This is a genomic window from Streptococcus sp. Marseille-Q6379, assembly GCF_965119505.1.
In genome coordinates this window covers 102,833-120,018 of the sequence record NZ_CBCPLV010000002.1, presented here as the reverse complement: position 1 = coordinate 120,018, position 17,186 = coordinate 102,833, and the positions used below count along the sequence as shown (strand labels likewise).

Below are 17,186 nucleotides of genomic sequence, written 5' to 3'. Positions count from 1 at the left end.
TACCTTATCCGCACTGGTCACCTGAGTGGTCACCGCCATGAGGACAGCTGCACTGGCATAGTAGATAAAATCTTTTGTTCGCATTTAACTTTCCTTTGACACTTTTTAATACGTCACCCATTTCACCATAGAAAATATCTTACGAATAGAGGAAAAGTGATAATTCTCTAAAAAAACTACAAAAATGATAAAAATTTAAGTAATTTCTATGCTAATAGTACTAACACAATCCAAAATAATAACGTAAAAACCTATAAATATAAGATTTCAATCCTGTATATAATATTATGAAAATAGGTAAATAACAACATAACTATCAAAAATCAACACTAAAAAAGCCCTTAGAAGTTTCCTTCTAAAGACCTTTGATTGATAGATTAAGCAAAGACAGAGAAGAATGGTGCACCAAGCTTAGTATCCATTGCATCTCTACTCTGAACACCATGAATGTAATCCAATGAATACCATCCATTGTTATTGGCGTTAAATGGATCACGAACATATGTTTTACCATTATCATAGCCATGAAGTACGATTTCATGCGTGTAAGGATAATTGATAAATTGACTTGCTCCTACTGCCGCCAAAACGTGTTGCCCTGACATCAAAGCTGAGGCAATGTTAGCAATACTTGAAAGTACGTTGCTCTTCAGACCCCAATTTTTACTTGCTAATACAATACCATCTGCATCAGTACCAGCGACTGATGTTTTGTTAAATGAATTTGTATTGTAGTACAAATAATCCGCAACTGTCGTTGGTGCAATGACAGTTCCCAAGATATCTGTAAAAGTCATGGCAAGTGATGTTGGAACACAGCCAGATTGATCCATATTGCTGACACCATACCACTTAGAAGCCCAACGAGGGTCACGTTGAGAATAATAAGTCGTCTGAGGCTCAACACGACGATTACGTGGAGCAAGAGCTGTCTCACCAAGGTTAAACCCGTCTACAGTATTGTCTACATAGTCTACATAAACATGAGTCGTATAGTTACCTATGAGATTCTTATGATTAACAGTCGATACATTGATTTCAGTATGTGTTCCAGTAGGTGCTGTATTGTACCAAGAAAGGTTTCCTTGGTTACTTTCTGACCATACAGCTACACGAATATTCTTAATCTGACGTCCTTGTGGCGCTTGATCAACCACTACTGTGAAACTACCTGCTTCTGAATTAACATTAGTGATATAGGTTTGCGTTTTAGTCTTAGCATTACGGAATTCAACTGTTGTCGTTGTCCCTCCTACACCAACTTGTGACCCATCATTTAAAATGTAGTACAAATGAATATTGTACAAACCTGTTGAATTTTTGTGGTGAGTAGCTTGAACATTTACCGTATAAGTGCCATTAGCTTGACGTGTGGCTTCATACCAACGAATATCATCTTGTCCATCTTTTTCAGACCAAATAGGTACTTGAACAGTACGAACACCTTTAGGACTATAAACATCACTGATAATGACATCAAAAGTACCAGTATCATTATTGTTATTAACAACTGAAATAGTACCGACTGGCTTATTATGTTTTACGTCTACAATGGTTTCAGTGACATAATGACGTTGGTTGGCATTATCTACGATGTAAACGTCAGCACGGTAATTTCCTAGTGAATTTTTATGCTCACTAGCCTTAATAGTGACACGGTAGCTACCATCAGATTGGCGACTTGCCTTATGCCAAACGAGATCATCTTGTCCATTAACTAGGCTCCAAGATGGTACTAAAACTTCTTTAACCCCATTTGGTGCTACGATATTGCGGATAACAGCGTCAAAAGTACCTAAATCAGCATTATTATTTTCAATAAAGAGGCTTGCACTAGGACGAGTTTGAGAAACTTCTACCACTTTTTCAGTAAGGTAGAAACGTTTGTTAGAGTCATCTACAAGGTAGGCATCGGCACGGTATTTACCAGTTGAATTCTTATGATCCGTTGCTTTGATAGTCACTCGGTAAGAACCATCGGCTTGACGAGTTGCCTTATGCCAGATAAGGTCGTCTTGACCACCAGCTAAACTCCATGAAGGAACAAGAACTTCTTTCAAACCTGTAGGAGCAACAATGTTACGAACAACTGCATCAAAAGTGCCTGCTGCAGTATTGTTGTTTTCAATCGTAAGGCCACCACTTGGTCGAGCATAATCAACAGCCACTACTTTTTCAGCAATATAATGGCGATTGTTAGAGGTATCCACGATATAAGCATCGGCACGGTAATTTCCTTTAGTGCCCTTATGCTCACTTGCCTTAATGGTTACACGGTAGCTGCCATCAGTTTGCTTAGTCGCCTTATGCCAAATAAGGTCGTCTTGACCATTTTCAAGACTCCATGAAGGAACAAGAACTTCTTTCAAACCTGTAGGAGCAACAATGTTACGAACAACTGCATCAAAAGTACCTGTTGCAGTATTGTTGTTTTCAATCGTAAGGAGACCACTTGGTCGAGCATAATCAACAGCCACTACTTTTTCAGCAATATAATGGCGATTGTTAGAGTTATCCACGATATAAGCATCGGCACGGTAATTTCCTTTAGTGCCCTTATGCTCACTTGCCTTAATGGTTACACGATAGCTGCCATCAGTTTGCTTAGTCGCCTTATGCCAAATAAGGTCGTCTTGGCCATTTTCAAGACTCCATGATGGCACCAAAACTTCTTTAACACCTAGTGGTGCTGAGATATTAGTGATAACGGCGTCAAAAGTTCCAGCCTTAGCATTATTGTTTTCAATAGCAAAACTTGCTTTAGGTTTCAACTGCTCAGGTGTCTTACCAATGAAGACTTGCGTAGTTGTTCCACCAACACCCGTCAATTGACCATCTTTTTGAACATAATAAAGGTGGATATTATAAAGCCCTGTCGAGTTTTTATGAGCTGAAGCCTTAACGTTTACTGTATAAGTTCCATTATTTTGACGGTTAGCCGTATACCAGATAATGTCATCTTGACCATTAATTTCTGACCAAATTGGAACAGAGACTGTTTCAACACCATTTGGTGCTTTGACATTAGAGATGACAACATTAAAGCTACCAACAGTTGGATTATTGTTGACAATAGAAATGGTTCCACTCAAATTGCCTTGAGTTGCATCAACCTCAGCACTAGCATTAGCTGTGAAACGTCCTGTATAATCCACGCTGTGGTCAAAGACATGTTTACTTGGCAAGAGATTAGACGTAGCTGAAAACTGCCATGCACCAGTTTTGGCATTATAGCGCATGTTTTTAGCGCTCGTTGCTGTAAGAGTTGATGATGGGTACTGTGCGACCCAGAAATTCTCAATACCAAATTGAGAGGTTGAGACAAGTCCACGATGGCCTAGATTGTTCTCATCCAACCAGCTGGCACTTGTATAGAACATCAAGTTGTTGTAACCATGCTTACGCATTTCATTAACCCATGCTTGAGTGTTACGGTTGATATTTGGAAGCATCTTAGAGTCTTCGAAATCGTTAACCATAACAGTGCTCTTTGAAAGGTTAAGGTTTTGTGCAGCTTGAATGAAGAAACGAGCTTCTGCGCGCGCCTCTTCCTCAGTCGTGTAACGAGAAAAATGATAGGTTGATACTTGAAGACCCGCGATTTGCGCATTGCGAACTTGTGACGCTGCCTTAGGATTATTGTACCAAGTATCCTCTGTCAACTTGACTACGACCCCACCAACACCTTGGCGTGCAAGAGCACGATAGTCATCTACACTGATTTCACCATTATGGCTGCTGACATCGATAAAAGTCTTCGGTTGCACCTTAAGGGTTGGAGAAGGAACATCCGTAGAATTCGTTAATTTAGCAGGTGTTGCTACAGTGCTATTTGACATTTCTGAACTTGTCGCACTCGTAGAAGCAGTTGCACTTTCTGAACTAACAACTGAAGATGTTACTGAAGCTGATGTCACAGCAACAGTAGAGTTAGCTACCGAAGTTGATACCGTTGCCGTTGCAGCCTCGGAACTCTGTGAAGCAGGAGACGTAGATACCGCTGGAGCACTAGCTTTTGCCACTTCACTCGTAGCTGCGGGTGCTGAAACCGTTGAACTAGGAGTTACAGGTAAGGCTGCTTCTCCACCAAAAATCTCAGCCGCTGTCACAGGTTGATACTGATTTCCTTCGGTAACAGAAGGCGTTTGTGTCGCCACTTCGTCTGCTTGAGCAACCTGTGTTGTGACAGCCAAGAGAACAGCCGCACTAGCATAGTAGATAAAATCTTTCGTTCGCATTTAACTTTCCTTTTGCATTTGTAATACTTGAACCATTTTACCACAGAAAAACTCTCGTGGAAAGGTTATTATTAAAAAATTTCTAAATAAAATAGAAATATTATAAAATTATAAATAAACTTTCTCTCTTGATAGAAAACTCTTTAACTTATTATTCGTATGTTTCTACAAAACTATTGAAAATCTGTAACAATTTTTTCAAATAAATACAAATGAAAATGTATAAAAAAATTCCCGAACCTTTGTCCGAGAATTTTATCAGCTTTATTTACGTTTTGGTGGGTTATGGATAGCTTCTCCAAGTACATCAGCAAAGGCTTCGTACATGTTTTCAGAGAAGGTTGGGTGACCGTGGATAGATTGCAAGAGCTCATCTACAGTCAATTCATTTTCCATAATTGTTGACGCTTCGTTAATCAATTCAGCTGCAGCCGGTCCAATGATATGAACACCAAGGATTTCATGGTACTTCGCATCTGCAACGACTTTAACAAAACCTTGAGCTTCGTTTGAAGCAATAGCACGTCCATTACCAGCAAAGCTTGATTTACCAATGAGGACATCACCATATTTAGCGCGTGCATCTTCTTCAGTAAGACCACACATTGCGACTTCTGGGTGTGTGTATACAGCAGCAGGTGTGTAGTCAAGGTGAGCCTTACGAACGTTACCATGCATAGCATTTTCAGCTGCAACTTCACCCATACGGTAAGCAGCGTGAGCAAGCATCTTAGTTCCGTTTACATCACCCGGTGCATAGATACCAGGGATTGAGGTTTCTTGATAAGCATTCACTTTAATACGACCACGGTCTAATTCAAGGTTAAGATTTTCAAGACCATCCAACTGAGGAACACGACCGATTGAAAGAAGGGCGCGATCAGCTACAATCTCTTCACCATTATTAAGTTTAAGGGTCAATTGGTTGTTGGCTTCAATAATTTCAGAAACACCAACAGAAGTCATAATCTTCATGCCCTTCTTAGCAAGGATTTTTTGAAGTTCAAGTGATACTTCTTTATCCATAGCAGGGATAATGCGGTCAGCCATCTCAACAACAGTTACTTCTACACCGTATGAAGCATAAACAAGACCAAGTTCGATACCAACGACACCACCACCCATAACAGCAAGTGATTTAGGCAATTCACGCAAGTCAAGGATATCATCTGATGTCATCACAAGTTGTGACTCAATTCCAGGGATATTGATACGTGAAACTTTTGATCCAGTAGCAAGGATAATATTACGTCCCTTGATTGTTTCTGAACCAATAGTAACTGTCTTATCTGGGTTAACTTGACCAAGACCATTGAAAATAGTAACCTTGTTAGCCTTCAAAAGACCTTGAACACCACCAGTAAGTGTCTTAACAACAGAGTTCTTAAAGTCAACAGTCTTATCCATATCGATAGTGTAGTTTGTTGACGCTAAGTTGATACCACGACCTGCAGCAATCTTAAGCCCATCAAGGATTTCTGCATTTTTAAGGTAGGTCTTAGTTGGAATACATCCTTTATTCAAACATGTTCCACCAAATTCAGATTTTTCAATGATAGCAACCTTACCACCAAGTTGTGCCCCACGAATGGCAGAATAGTAACCAGCAGGACCACCACCGACAACAATAATATCGTACTCATTATCAGCAAGTGGTGCTTTTTCTGCAGGAGCTGCTGGAGCAGCTGTGGCAGGAGCTTTAGGAACTTCAAGACCAGCAGATTCTAATTGAGCAGTTGCTTCTGCAACAGGTGCACCGGCTGCATTATCAGCCACAACTTCACCCTCTGCTCCAATATAACCAATAACCTCAGTAACTGGTACAGTTTCACCAGCCTGACGGGTAATCTTCAAAAGAACACCAGAATCTTCTGCTTCAAGTTCCATGTTCGTTTTATCTGACATGATTTCAAGAAGGATATCTCCCTCATTAACCACATCACCCTCTTGTTTCTTCCACTCGATGATTTCGCCTTCCTGCATGTCCACACCAAGCTTAGGCATAATAATCTCAAAAGCCATTTATAAGATACCAAGAGCGACCAGAAAGCGACTGAAAATTAGGCGTCTGACACGTCAGCCTGCTGACGTAGACAGACGGTCTATTTTCCAAGCTTTCCGCTCGGGTTCAGTTATACCCTCTGGTTCGCCCTCTCCTTTCTATTTAAAACTTCAGTTTTCAGATATTTTTTTACTTAAATCAACAATTCCATTGGATTTTCAATCAAATGTTTTAAATCAACCATGAATTTGGCACCATTCATACCATCTACAATACGGTGGTCAATAGTCAAGCATAGACCCATGATTGGACGTACGACAACTTCACCATCAACAACAACCGGTGTCTGAATAGTTGCTGAAACACCAAGGATAGCTGAGTTTGGTTGGTTGATGATTGGGTTAAATGACTTGGTTCCAAACATTCCCAAGTTAGTGATAGAGAAAGTAGAACCTGACATTTCTGCCGCCTTCAATTTACCAGCCTGAGCTTTCTTGATGACATCCTTAGAGGCCACCACAAAGTCAGACAAACTCATCTTATCTGCACCATGAACGACCGGTACAATCAAGCCATCATCGAGACCAACGGCAATACCGAGATTAACAAATTTGTGTAATTCGATATTTTGCGCATCATCAATCAAGGATGCATTGAGGTAACGGTGTTCCTCTTTCATAAGGGTACGCACAACTGCCAAACCAATCAAATCAGTGAAGGTCACCTTCATGCCAGTCTTATTCATGATTGGATCAAGGACTTGCTTACGAAGAGCCATAAGGTTAGTCATGTCCACATCGTAGTTAAGGGTAAAGGTTGGCGCAGTTAAGTAAGAGTGCGTCATTCCCTTAGAAATAGCCTTACGCATAGCAGACATTGGGATAACTTCCACACCTTCTGGCAAGACTTTTTCTGGCTTAGCTTCAACCACAGGTGCAGCTGCAGCTTCCTTAACTTGGGCTGGGGCACTGATTGCAAGGACATCTTCCTTGGTAATCTTACCACCAAAACCTGTTCCAGATACGGTAGCTAAATCAATACCAAGGTCCTTTGCAATCTTACGTGCCAATGGAGTTGCCTTAGGTTGAGCACCCTTAAAGTTCTCAACGTCATCAGCATGAACACGACCTTTCGCTCCAGTTCCTGGGACTTGAGCGAGGTCAATCCCCAACTCACGCGCTACTTTACGTGCTTTAGGTGTTGCACGTACTTTGCCACCTTCGTGTACGACAGGGGCTTGGGCTGCCACTACAGGTGCTTCCACAGTAGCAACTTCTTCAACTTGCGGAGCAGCTTCTGTAGCTGGTGCGCTCGCAGCATTATCGGCCACAACTTCACCTTCTGCTCCAATATAACCAATAACCTCAGTAACTGGTACAGTTTCACCAGCCTGACGGGTAATCTTCAAAAGAACACCAGAATCTTCTGCTTCAAGTTCCATGTTCGTTTTATCTGACATGATTTCAAGAAGGATATCCCCCTCATTAACCACATCACCCTCTTGTTTCTTCCACTCGATGATTTCGCCTTCCTGCATGTCCACACCAAGCTTTGGCATAATAATCTCAAAAGCCATATTTTATGATACTAAGAACGCTAAAATGCGACAGAATTTTAGGAGTTTTACGTTAGTGTGCTTGCACACAAGTAAAACTATCTAAATTCCGAAGCATTTCGTTTGAGTTCAAATCAACTCAAACGCTTTAACGCCCTCTCCTTTCTACTTTAAATTATATTTTCCGATACTCTCACAGTTAAAACAAGAAACACATTTTACTAGCGAGACATATCACTTAACCGTCGCTAGAAAGTTAGTTTCCTTTATTGGCCATCTTGATAATAGCAGCCTTAATCTTTTCAACATCTGGCAGAACCGCTTGTTCCAAGACACGCGCATAAGGTACAGGAACATCTTCACTTGCCAAACGTACAATTGGGTGGTCAAGGTAATCAAATGCTTCACTTTCAGTAACCATAGCAGCAATCTCACCGATGAATCCACCAGTCTTATATGCATCATTGACCAACATCAGTTTACCAGTCTTCTTAACTGACTCGAAAATCAATTCCTTATCAAGTGGGATAAGCGTACGTGGGTCAACGACCTCAACGTTAATACCTTGTTCAGCCACTTCTTCAGCAGCCTTAAGAACACGTTCCAACATACGACCATATGTGACAATAGTAAGGTCAGTCCCTTCACGCTTGATTTCACCTTTTCCAAGTGGAATGTAGAAATCAGGATCTTGAGTCACTTCCTCTTTCTTACCGTAAAGTGCTTTTGGTTCCATGAAGATAACAATGTTATTGTCCTGAATAGCAGATTTCAAAAGACCTTTAGCGTCGTTTGCATTACCTGGAGCAACCACTTTAATCCCTGGAATGTGAGTCAACCATGACTCAAGAGATTGTGAGTGCTGTGCCGCAGAACCAATCCCTGAACCAGAAGCTACACGGAAGGTTACAGGAGTCTTCAAACCACCACCAAACATGTAGTTGTTTTTCGCACCATTATTAACGATAGCATCAAGGGCAATCGTGATGAAGTCCATGAAAGTCAAGTCAACGATTGGACGAAGACCTGTGATGGCAGATCCAACAGCTGCACCAGCGATAGCTGCCTCTGAAATTGGTGTATCTTTAACACGTTTTTCACCAAATTCTGCCAGCATCCCAACTGATGTACCGAAGTCACCACCATAGATACCGACATCTTCACCCATAAGGAAGATGTTTTCGTCTTTACGCATCTCCTCGCTCATAGCAAGGTTTACTGCCTCACGCAAGGCCATCAATTTTGTTTCACTCATACTTGTATTCCTCAACCTTTCTCTTTAGTCTACCCATACATCTTCAAAGGCAACTGAAAGTTCTGGATCTGGGCTATTTTGGGCGAACTCATAAGCTGCATCAACCTCTGCCTTGACTTGGCTTTGGATAGCATCTAACTCTTCAGCGCTTGCGATATTTTCAGAAACGAGATAGTCACGGTATTTAATAATTGGGTCGTTATTGTTCTTCCACTCGTCAACTTCTTCCTTAGTACGGTAAACACCTGCATCAGCAGTTGAGTGACCAAACCAACGGTAAGATTCTACCTCAACGATAGCGGGACCGTTACCACCACGGACATGCTCAACAGCCTTGCCCATTGTTTCGTATACAGCCAAAACATCGTTACCATCTTCACAGTAGAAACCAGGAATACCATAAGCTTCCGCACGTGTATAAAGGTGAGGTGTGTTTGTTGCTTTATGGATATCCATTGAGATACCATAACGGTTATTGATGATAAAGAAGATAACCGGCAATTTCCAAGTAGCTGCCATATTGACTGACTCATGGAATGAGCCTTCATTAGTTGCACCATCTCCTGAAAAGGCCACAACAATATTTCCTGTTTCTTTGTATTGCTGAGTGAGAGCTGCACCTACTGCAAGAGCATAACCACCACCAACAATACCGTTAGTTCCGTAGTTACCTTTTTCAAAGTCAGCCAAGTGCATAGAACCACCACGGCCCTTAGAAACACCTGTCGCCTTACCTGCAAGCTCCGCCATCATTTTATTCAAATCCATGTCTTGGGCAATAGATTGTCCGTGACCACGGTGATTTGAAAAGAAGATATCGTCATAGCTCAAGTGTTGAACAGCTCCAACGTTGGCTGCTTCCTCACCAACTGAAAAGTGAGTCATTCCTTGAACAAAACCACGACGAACCAATTTATTAATACGTGAATCAAATTCACGGATACGTTCCATTTTAGTGAACATCTCAAGATGTGTCTCTTTAGAAAGTTTTACCATATCGATCTCCTCTATCGAAATTTTACTATACATCTAGGATAGGTTAAAAAAACTTAATGGGCAAGAAATATGCTTGAAAAATGAAAAGCCTTACATCTTTATCACTTATAGGCAATTCGTATGCTCTTTTTGTTTGTGATATGGTATAATAGCATGATTGTATAGATTTTACCCGAATAGGAGAATATTTGATATTGAGTGATGTCATAATTCACGGGCTTACGGCATGTATAGCTTTTATTTTACAAATTATTATCTTCAAGGTGACCACGCAAAGGCCGCTTAGATACTGGATTATTATTTTAGCTGGTATAGCAATTTTTGCCTCTAGTTATTTGGGCATTTTGTATCCAAAATCCGGTTTTATTGCACTTGTACTCTTTCTAGCTGCCAAATCCTACAAAAATCTAAGACATACCATTTTGGAGACTTTCTTCATACCTTTCACCTTTGCCTTAACGGTAAGATTGGTCATTTTCCTGATTATTCCAATTTTTTTCCCTGCAGTCTTGGATTACTATTTTGCTGGTCCCTTTATTCTCTTTCTTGCTTTTTTACTTTGGTTTGCACAAAGTGCCCTTCTTCAGGTGGACTACTCTCGAATGATGCAAATTGATAAAGCAAGACCATGGTACAGGTCAACGTCTGTCGCTCTTTCTAGCTTAGCCTTTATTTACTTTGCTTCTGAACTCGTTTCAACAGACATTCACTTTACCATTGCCTTTCTTATCATTACGGCTCTGATTCTATCTAAGCAGGTTAATCTCTATAGAAAAGACCTCAATGCTCAAACACAAGCAGCCCAAGAGGAACATTCTCTCCTTCTTCAAAAATCAAGTCAGAACATCAATACCTGGTACCAGAAAAAGACTAGCCAAGAGCTCTTCATCAAAGACGAAGCTGAAAACCTCTACGATATCATCCGTTTTCAACAAAATGAGGAAGCTCAGGAGTTAATTGACTACTTACTGACACCGAATCCGCTAGATAAGAAGATTGATCATTTTTATCGAGACAAACTAGAAAATATTAAACTGCCAGATTTACAGGTACTCTTTGAAGCTAAATTTCTAAAGGCAAAAGAACTGGATGTTTGGGTTAGTATGGAGGTCCCAGAACCTATTACCGTCTATCCTATTTATCCTTTAGACTGGGTATATGTCCTATCAACTATCTTGGATCATGTCATTGACCAAGCACAAGATAGTGAACAGAAATACCTTAGCTATGCTTATTTTAAAGATGAGGATAGTCAACACTTTGTCGTTGAAAGTTCAAGTACTAAAGAAGATTCAGCTATTACATCTGATTTCTCTGATTCTGAACTAAAACGCGTCAATACTATTCTATCTACTTATCCAAACATTAACATTGTTTCAAATACACGTGCTGGGATTTATCGCTTACAAATTGAGATTGACATGACTAAAGGAGGTTACAATGATTACTAATATTATCAATCCTCTCTTACAGGCCGTTAGTTTCATTTCTATTTGGTACCTCTACCAGACTATGTCTAAGATTAAGCCACTACGAGGACACCTCTTACTTCTATTTTTGTCCTATGTAGCTGCAGCGTCCTATTTTAGTCTCGTAAAAATCGTTGTGGACCCGCTTTTCTTCCTTGTTGCCGATTTGGCCCTTGTCAAAGAGCGTTCTTTCTATCATCGATTGCTTTACGCTTTTTATCCAACTATCCTTTTTGATATGGCAACACGACTACTTTCAATTGTCATTATCCCTCATGTCTTACATATCAAAGGTGATATTACCCTCAACACTAACTTACATATCTTGGCCTACATCTTAGCACCATTAATCATTTACCTAATGCTTAAAATCTTCGCCGTAGACCTAAATCAGATGAGTAGTCTTGACGAAGCTTGGGCTAGACGTAACTGGTTGCGAAGCACTGCCTTCCTAGCTGTCTATTATGTCTTCTTTACTGTTATCCATGGTCTTAACAGTATTCTTCCAACAGCAAATGACCCTAAAAATTTATTTGAAATAGTTTTCAAGGTCAGTCCTAATAGTTCTGTTATCTTAGTTCTCTATATTGCCCTACTACTATGGGATTTTTACAACTGGAACCAAGCTGTCCACCAACAATCTATCGATAGACTTAACAAAGAACGTCATAAATTGTTGGGTACCATGACTAACTATAGCAAATCCTTTATCCAGATTATTATGCAAAAGCAAACGTCCTTCGACTTATTCAAGAAAAATCTCAAGGAGGTTTCTCTTGCCTTGGAAAATGAAGATACTGCCAAAGCTACTAGTCTACTTGAGATTTATAAAACGGACAATGCTAGCATTGGTAATCCAGAGACTCAAGAAAACTTGGATAGGCTTAGCAATCCAATAATATCTAGTTTCCTCTCTAACCGCATTTTAGAAATGCGAGCTGCCCATATTGATATTGCTATAAACATCAGTCCTCAGTTTGGTGAGATTCCTTTATCTGACCTCGATTTATATCAACTGCTCCAAGCTTCGGAAAGAGCGATATTTAAACTACTTCGTCCTGACGTCAAGGTCAATAGTAGTTACCTTCAACTAGATCACTCACAACTCCTTGTTGTTGAATTACCAGTTTTGGCTGATAAGGTTAACAAAGATAAAGAACTGAATGATTTAGTAAAGAGTTTGCCAAATGTTGACTATCGCATAGGTTTACATGCAGGTTATCTGACTCAAATTATTGAAATCTTTGAACCTGGTTATTAAGATCATATTTAAAAAGAGCCACCGGCTCTTTTTTTGGTGTGCATATAAAAAGAAAGCGATTGCTTTGAAACCATTCGAAACAACACAGCTCAAAACAATAAGGAATAGTCTATGACAAGGTGTGACAGCATTTCTACCTTTTATAAAATCTATTTTTTAGTTTCCACTGTGGAAAAGGTTTCCCATTTATTCGTGCACGTCTTCCCATTGGAAAAATTCTATCAGCCCAATTCTTTTTTAGATGTTGCCGTATTTGAATCATACACCCACCTTCAATCAACAAATCTGGTGTGGATTCATAATCTTCAGTAAATACAAACAGATTAATGCCATAATCATATGTCATTCGATAGCATTAAACTTTTGTTTGTTTCTCCATCAAACCAATACTTTCTATATCTACAATCTTTAAAACTCCCGAAATAGATTAATTGTTTTTTTAACAATTGTACAATTAGAGATAATAACAAATGCTCCTATTCTCAAATCGAGCAATAACAATCCTTGATTACATCTGATCTACGTGCAAACAATTAACTATAGGATAAATGTAAATTGATTATTTTCCATAAAAAAACAAAAAATTCACTGTTAATTCAATTAAATTGTACCATACTGTTAGCTAAAGTCAGGCGTTTCCTAATTAATAGAATCATACTCACATGTACGGGAAAAAAACAAGTAAATCGTCATCTAGCGAAGAAGTCTAGGATAACCTCCGCGTGTGCGGGAAAAACTCATCATAGTCAACGTTCCAACCTTTAGCCTCAGGATCACCCCCGCGTGTGCGGGAAAAACATGTAAATTATGAGCGTTATCCGATGTTTCACAGGATCACCCCCGCGTGTGCGGGAAAAACTTCAGTGTCTAGCAAGGATTGGATAAGTCGGACAGGATCACCCCCGCGTGTGCGGGAAAAACATTATAACGAAGCCTTGGAAAAGTGTCCGATTGGGATCACCCCCGCGTGTGCGGGAAAAACAAAATATAATTGCAGACCCGTATGGAAATGTCAGGATCACCCCCGCGTGTGCGGGAAAAACTTTCCATTGGCTCGATGGGAATGGGTACGATCGGGATCACCCCCGCGTGTGCGGGAAAAACGTTTCTACATGCTATGGTGTATTCTAAGAGATAGGATCACCCCCGCGTGTGCGGGAAAAACTTGTTAAACAAGACTTGGCACGGTATTGTCCGTGGATCACCCCCGCGTGTGCGGGAAAAACTTGGTTATTAATGTTTGCGGGTATTGTTTTACTGGGATCACCCCCGCGTGTGCGGGAAAAACATAGAACTTACATCAAAACCATTAGCAATCTTGGGATCACCCCCGCGTGTGCGGGAAAAACGCAAAGTGGTAGTAACCGATACAATTACTTGTGGGATCACCCCCGCGTGTGCGGGAAAAACTGTGAGTTTACCAGTGCCGGATAACTCCATGCGGGATCACCCCCGCGTGTGCGGGAAAAACTTAGAAAATAATGGGGTTGCTACTGCATGGCTAGGATCACCCCCGCGTGTGCGGGAAAAACAGCGTTACTGTCAACAGCAAAACAGATAAGCCGGGATCACCCCCGCGTGTGCGGGAAAAACTCAATTTGACTAACCAATCCGATGCTAAAGCCGGGATCACCCCCGCGTGTGCGGGAAAAACAGCACCTTGTCAGTTAAGCAGATTCAAGTATCGGGATCACCCCCGCGTGTGCGGGAAAAACGCAAACGTCTGAATATTGAACGAATAGTCAGTGGGATCACCCCCGCGTGTGCGGGAAAAACATTGGATACCTGATTTATATATTCTTGATTGTAGGATCACCCCCGCGTGTGCGGGAAAAACTTAATAATTCGTCTCGCAAAGCGTACAATTGCGGGATCACCCCCGCGTGTGCGGGAAAAACACTAAAAGATCCCAATGAAATTAAGACTTTTCTTTCATTCTAGCTAAAAATTTATTTACTTTAGTTGATAAATGATAGATTAGTCTAGCATCTTTCAAAGCTCTATGAGGAACTGAATCCTCGATTCCATATGACTTTAGGGCAGTCTGCAATTGATAATTATCCAAGAATAACTTCTCATCCTTGACATATCTCATTATATCATGAGTTTTATTTATTAATAAGGGTAAACCAAATTTATTCAGTTTATTATTGATAAACTGAATATCAAAATGGATATTATAGCCAACTAAAGTTAAATCACCAATAAACAATAAGAATTCAGAAAGTACTTCTTTTAAATCACGTCCTTCTTGATCTAATAAGGATTTAGAAATACCTGTCAATTTAAAAATTGTAGGAGGTAATTTCTCCTCATACTTAATCAAAGCATTAAATTCCTCTACTTGTTGTCCATTAAACTTGACTGCTCCAATTTCAATGATTGTATTCTTTTTCTCGTCTAGGCCATCAGTTTCGATATCAATAACAACATATGGTTTTAAAGAGTTAGCTTGTGGTCCTCTATAACTAGAATATCGTTTTATTTTACGAGACTTCGCAGCGTTACTATATCCTAATTTAGGATGATTTTCTGAAGTTGTCTTTGAGTTAGGTATTAATACTAGTGGAATACCATCAAAATCCACCACAGATTTTTGGGAATTTATCGTATCAAACTGATAACCAATCTCGTTACGATAGTAATAACTAATAGTCGCCTCTCCTTCACCAACATTTGCCTGAATTCTATTCCATAATTTCTCTCGAATCCTAGAATTAAAATTACCGATGTAAACTCCTATAGCAATCTCTTGCATCCATTTAGTGAGATCCCCCCTAAGAGACGGAGGTACACTTTTTAATGTCACTACTGTAAAGGGCATCTCACAGCTCCTCCTTGTAGCTAACACCATGCTTTACAAGCATATCTTTGTCATCCCATAAAGATAGAGTATCGACAAGTAGTTCTTCATCATCGTCAAGATCAAATAAATATTGAATATCCTGTACAATTCGAACTATTAATTTACCATCAACAAAGGAATCTCTAACCTTCTGACGAGCAATCTTTCCAATATCATCAATTTCAGTAAAATTAGCTGCGATTTCAAACGCCAACGGAATCGTTAATTCAGCTTTATATAAATCTGCTATGTCGTAGATAAAAGATAAATCATGGCCCGTATGTACAAATCCTAAACCTGGTGAAGCTCCTAATGCAACTACTATACTATGTACTAATCCATATAAAGCTACATTGGCAGCTGACAAAGCTTGATTAACAATATCACCACCTTCAAAGTCATCAGGATTGTACTCTCTTTTAGTCCAAGAAACTTGATATTTTTCAGATTGCAACCGATAGACTCTTCGAACTCTTGCTCCTTCCCGTCCACGTAGTTGTTGCATAGTCATCGCAGATACATCTTCATCTGGGAATCTCATTTGATACATCTTACGTGCAACCACTAAGCGTAATCGAGAATTTGAGACAAGTTTTGCTTGTTTCTCTAAAAATTTTGTTGAGTGTGCCAAAGATCTCCCATGTGCATATTGACGAACACCACGCTCGCCAACCCAAACCATACTGGTTCCAGTATCTCCAATCAATTCTACAGCTCTATGACTAATATCGGTACCTGGTCCTAATAACAATACACCAATCATAGCAGCAGGTATTCGAACTGTTCCTCTACTATCCAGAACTGTGATTGCACTATCAACACGATTTATTTTAGCATGTTCAACGTAAATAAAACTAACACGATCGCTAATTTTAGGTAGTTCTCTCAAAGAAGTTTTCTTAGCTCCATTTTTTTCTACCATGACTCATTCCTCAAGTGGTACCACTGTCATCAAGCCAAAACCATATGCTTTTTTCTTTCCAACTCCCTCGGTCAGCATTTTTTTGAAAAGCGTATCATCACTAACAGTTAAAGTTCCTTCGTAAACAACTTTTGATAGTCGTATGGGTTTTTCTGGTTTCTGAAAAACTTCATAACCACGTTCAACAATTGAGAAACTTTCTCCTACTAATGAGAAGCCATTTTTCTCAGATTGTTTCACTAGAAAGTCCATCTGATGTTTAATCGTCACATGCGGTTTTACAACTCCTCGTTTTGATTTATCGGGTGAAGTAATTGAAATAACCGGATTTAGCACTATTCTAAAATTCATTCGAAAACCAGTTTTGATGCTATCTAAAAAATGTTGATAGTCCTTAGTTTGAGCGCTTCCTACAACACCATATTTTTCAAGTTTTTGTAAATTAGGTTTTTCTTTACTTACAATAATAAGATAATCCTTACCTTGAATACGATCGATTCGCCATAATTTTCTTGTACGGATTGATTGCTCTAATTCCGATGGAAAACTCTCTTCCACCCAAGCATGATAAGCTCCTACATGCGTTAAATCTCTAACCTTTCGTCTATTATATCGATCAATTTCTACCCTAGAAATGTACATT

At 39.8% G+C, this 17,186-nt stretch carries 10 protein-coding genes and 1 CRISPR repeat array; of the genes, 2 read left to right on the top strand and 8 right to left on the bottom strand.

Annotation, left to right across the window (positions count from 1 at the left end):
- Positions 1 to 377: 377 nt before the first annotated feature.
- The 5 genes from ACWPVZ_RS07275 to ACWPVZ_RS07255 all read right to left on the bottom strand — a co-directional run bounded on the left by ACWPVZ_RS07275 (position 378) and on the right by ACWPVZ_RS07255 (position 10,046).
- Positions 378 to 4,238 (bottom strand): GBS Bsp-like repeat-containing protein, encoded by a 3,861-nt coding sequence (locus ACWPVZ_RS07275; RefSeq protein WP_454381638.1) that lies wholly within the window; start codon positions 4,236 to 4,238, stop codon positions 378 to 380.
- Between the two features lie 264 nt (positions 4,239 to 4,502).
- Complete coding sequence (lpdA, locus tag ACWPVZ_RS07270; RefSeq protein ID WP_454381636.1) at positions 4,503 to 6,260, bottom strand: dihydrolipoyl dehydrogenase; 1,758 nt, start codon at positions 6,258 to 6,260, stop codon at positions 4,503 to 4,505.
- Between the two features lie 173 nt (positions 6,261 to 6,433).
- Positions 6,434 to 7,816, bottom strand: a complete 1,383-nt coding sequence (locus ACWPVZ_RS07265; protein WP_070577207.1) for a dihydrolipoamide acetyltransferase — start codon at positions 7,814 to 7,816, stop codon at positions 6,434 to 6,436.
- A 235-nt stretch (positions 7,817 to 8,051) separates the two neighbouring features.
- Positions 8,052 to 9,050: an alpha-ketoacid dehydrogenase subunit beta gene (locus tag ACWPVZ_RS07260; protein WP_013990622.1), complete on the bottom strand. Its 999-nt coding sequence runs from the start codon at positions 9,048 to 9,050 to the stop codon at positions 8,052 to 8,054.
- A 24-nt stretch (positions 9,051 to 9,074) separates the two neighbouring features.
- Positions 9,075 to 10,046 (bottom strand): thiamine pyrophosphate-dependent dehydrogenase E1 component subunit alpha, encoded by a 972-nt coding sequence (locus ACWPVZ_RS07255; RefSeq protein WP_021144192.1) that lies wholly within the window; start codon positions 10,044 to 10,046, stop codon positions 9,075 to 9,077.
- Positions 10,047 to 10,381: 335 nt separating this feature from the next.
- On the opposite strand from ACWPVZ_RS07255, the gene ACWPVZ_RS07250 reads away from it, so the two are divergent.
- Together ACWPVZ_RS07250 and ACWPVZ_RS07245 are read left to right on the top strand one after the other, a co-directional pair.
- A complete protein-coding gene (locus ACWPVZ_RS07250) occupies positions 10,382 to 11,497 on the top strand; it encodes a hypothetical protein (RefSeq protein ID WP_454381633.1) in 1,116 nt (371 codons plus the stop codon).
- On the top strand, positions 11,487 to 12,776 hold the full coding sequence (locus ACWPVZ_RS07245; RefSeq protein ID WP_454381631.1) for a hypothetical protein: 1,290 nt from the start codon (positions 11,487 to 11,489) through the stop codon (positions 12,774 to 12,776). The genes ACWPVZ_RS07250 and ACWPVZ_RS07245 overlap by 11 nt, the downstream gene beginning before the upstream one ends.
- Positions 12,777 to 13,485: 709 nt before the next feature.
- Positions 13,486 to 14,674: a CRISPR direct-repeat array (repeat unit 28 nt; unit sequence GGATCACCCCCGCGTGTGCGGGAAAAAC).
- A 20-nt stretch (positions 14,675 to 14,694) separates the two neighbouring features.
- Here the strand turns inward: ACWPVZ_RS07245 and cas2e are convergent.
- Genes cas2e through cas6e form a run of 3 tightly spaced genes read right to left on the bottom strand, consistent with a single transcriptional unit; the run spans position 14,695 to position 17,185 of the window.
- Positions 14,695 to 15,600, bottom strand: coding sequence for a type I-E CRISPR-associated endoribonuclease Cas2e (gene cas2e, locus ACWPVZ_RS07240; protein ID WP_454381629.1), 906 nt, complete (start codon positions 15,598 to 15,600; stop codon positions 14,695 to 14,697).
- 1 nt (position 15,601) lies between these two features.
- Positions 15,602 to 16,543, bottom strand: a complete 942-nt coding sequence (gene cas1e / locus ACWPVZ_RS07235; RefSeq protein ID WP_454381627.1) for a type I-E CRISPR-associated endonuclease Cas1e — start codon at positions 16,541 to 16,543, stop codon at positions 15,602 to 15,604.
- A 3-nt stretch (positions 16,544 to 16,546) separates the two neighbouring features.
- A complete protein-coding gene (cas6e, locus tag ACWPVZ_RS07230; protein ID WP_024704119.1) occupies positions 16,547 to 17,185 on the bottom strand; it encodes a type I-E CRISPR-associated protein Cas6/Cse3/CasE in 639 nt (212 codons plus the stop codon).
- Between the last annotated feature and the right edge of the window lies 1 nt (position 17,186).

Bases quoted from the DNA above. Each gene is read 5' to 3' on its own strand.
- ACWPVZ_RS07265 (WP_070577207.1), bottom strand. From the start codon at position 7,816: ATGGCTTTTGAGATTATTATGCCAAAGCTTGGTGTGGACATGCAGGAA.
- cas2e (WP_454381629.1), bottom strand. From the start codon at position 15,600: ATGCCCTTTACAGTAGTGACATTAAAAAGTGTACCTCCGTCTCTTAGG.
- ACWPVZ_RS07245 (WP_454381631.1), top strand. From the start codon at position 11,487: ATGATTACTAATATTATCAATCCTCTCTTACAGGCCGTTAGTTTCATT.
- lpdA (WP_454381636.1), bottom strand. From the start codon at position 6,260: ATGGCTTTTGAGATTATTATGCCTAAGCTTGGTGTGGACATGCAGGAA.
- ACWPVZ_RS07255 (WP_021144192.1), bottom strand. From the start codon at position 10,046: ATGGTAAAACTTTCTAAAGAGACACATCTTGAGATGTTCACTAAAATG.
- ACWPVZ_RS07260 (WP_013990622.1), bottom strand. From the start codon at position 9,050: ATGAGTGAAACAAAATTGATGGCCTTGCGTGAGGCAGTAAACCTTGCT.
- cas1e (WP_454381627.1), bottom strand. From the start codon at position 16,543: ATGGTAGAAAAAAATGGAGCTAAGAAAACTTCTTTGAGAGAACTACCT.
- ACWPVZ_RS07275 (WP_454381638.1), bottom strand. From the start codon at position 4,238: ATGCGAACGAAAGATTTTATCTACTATGCTAGTGCGGCTGTTCTCTTG.
- cas6e (WP_024704119.1), bottom strand. From the start codon at position 17,185: ATGTACATTTCTAGGGTAGAAATTGATCGATATAATAGACGAAAGGTT.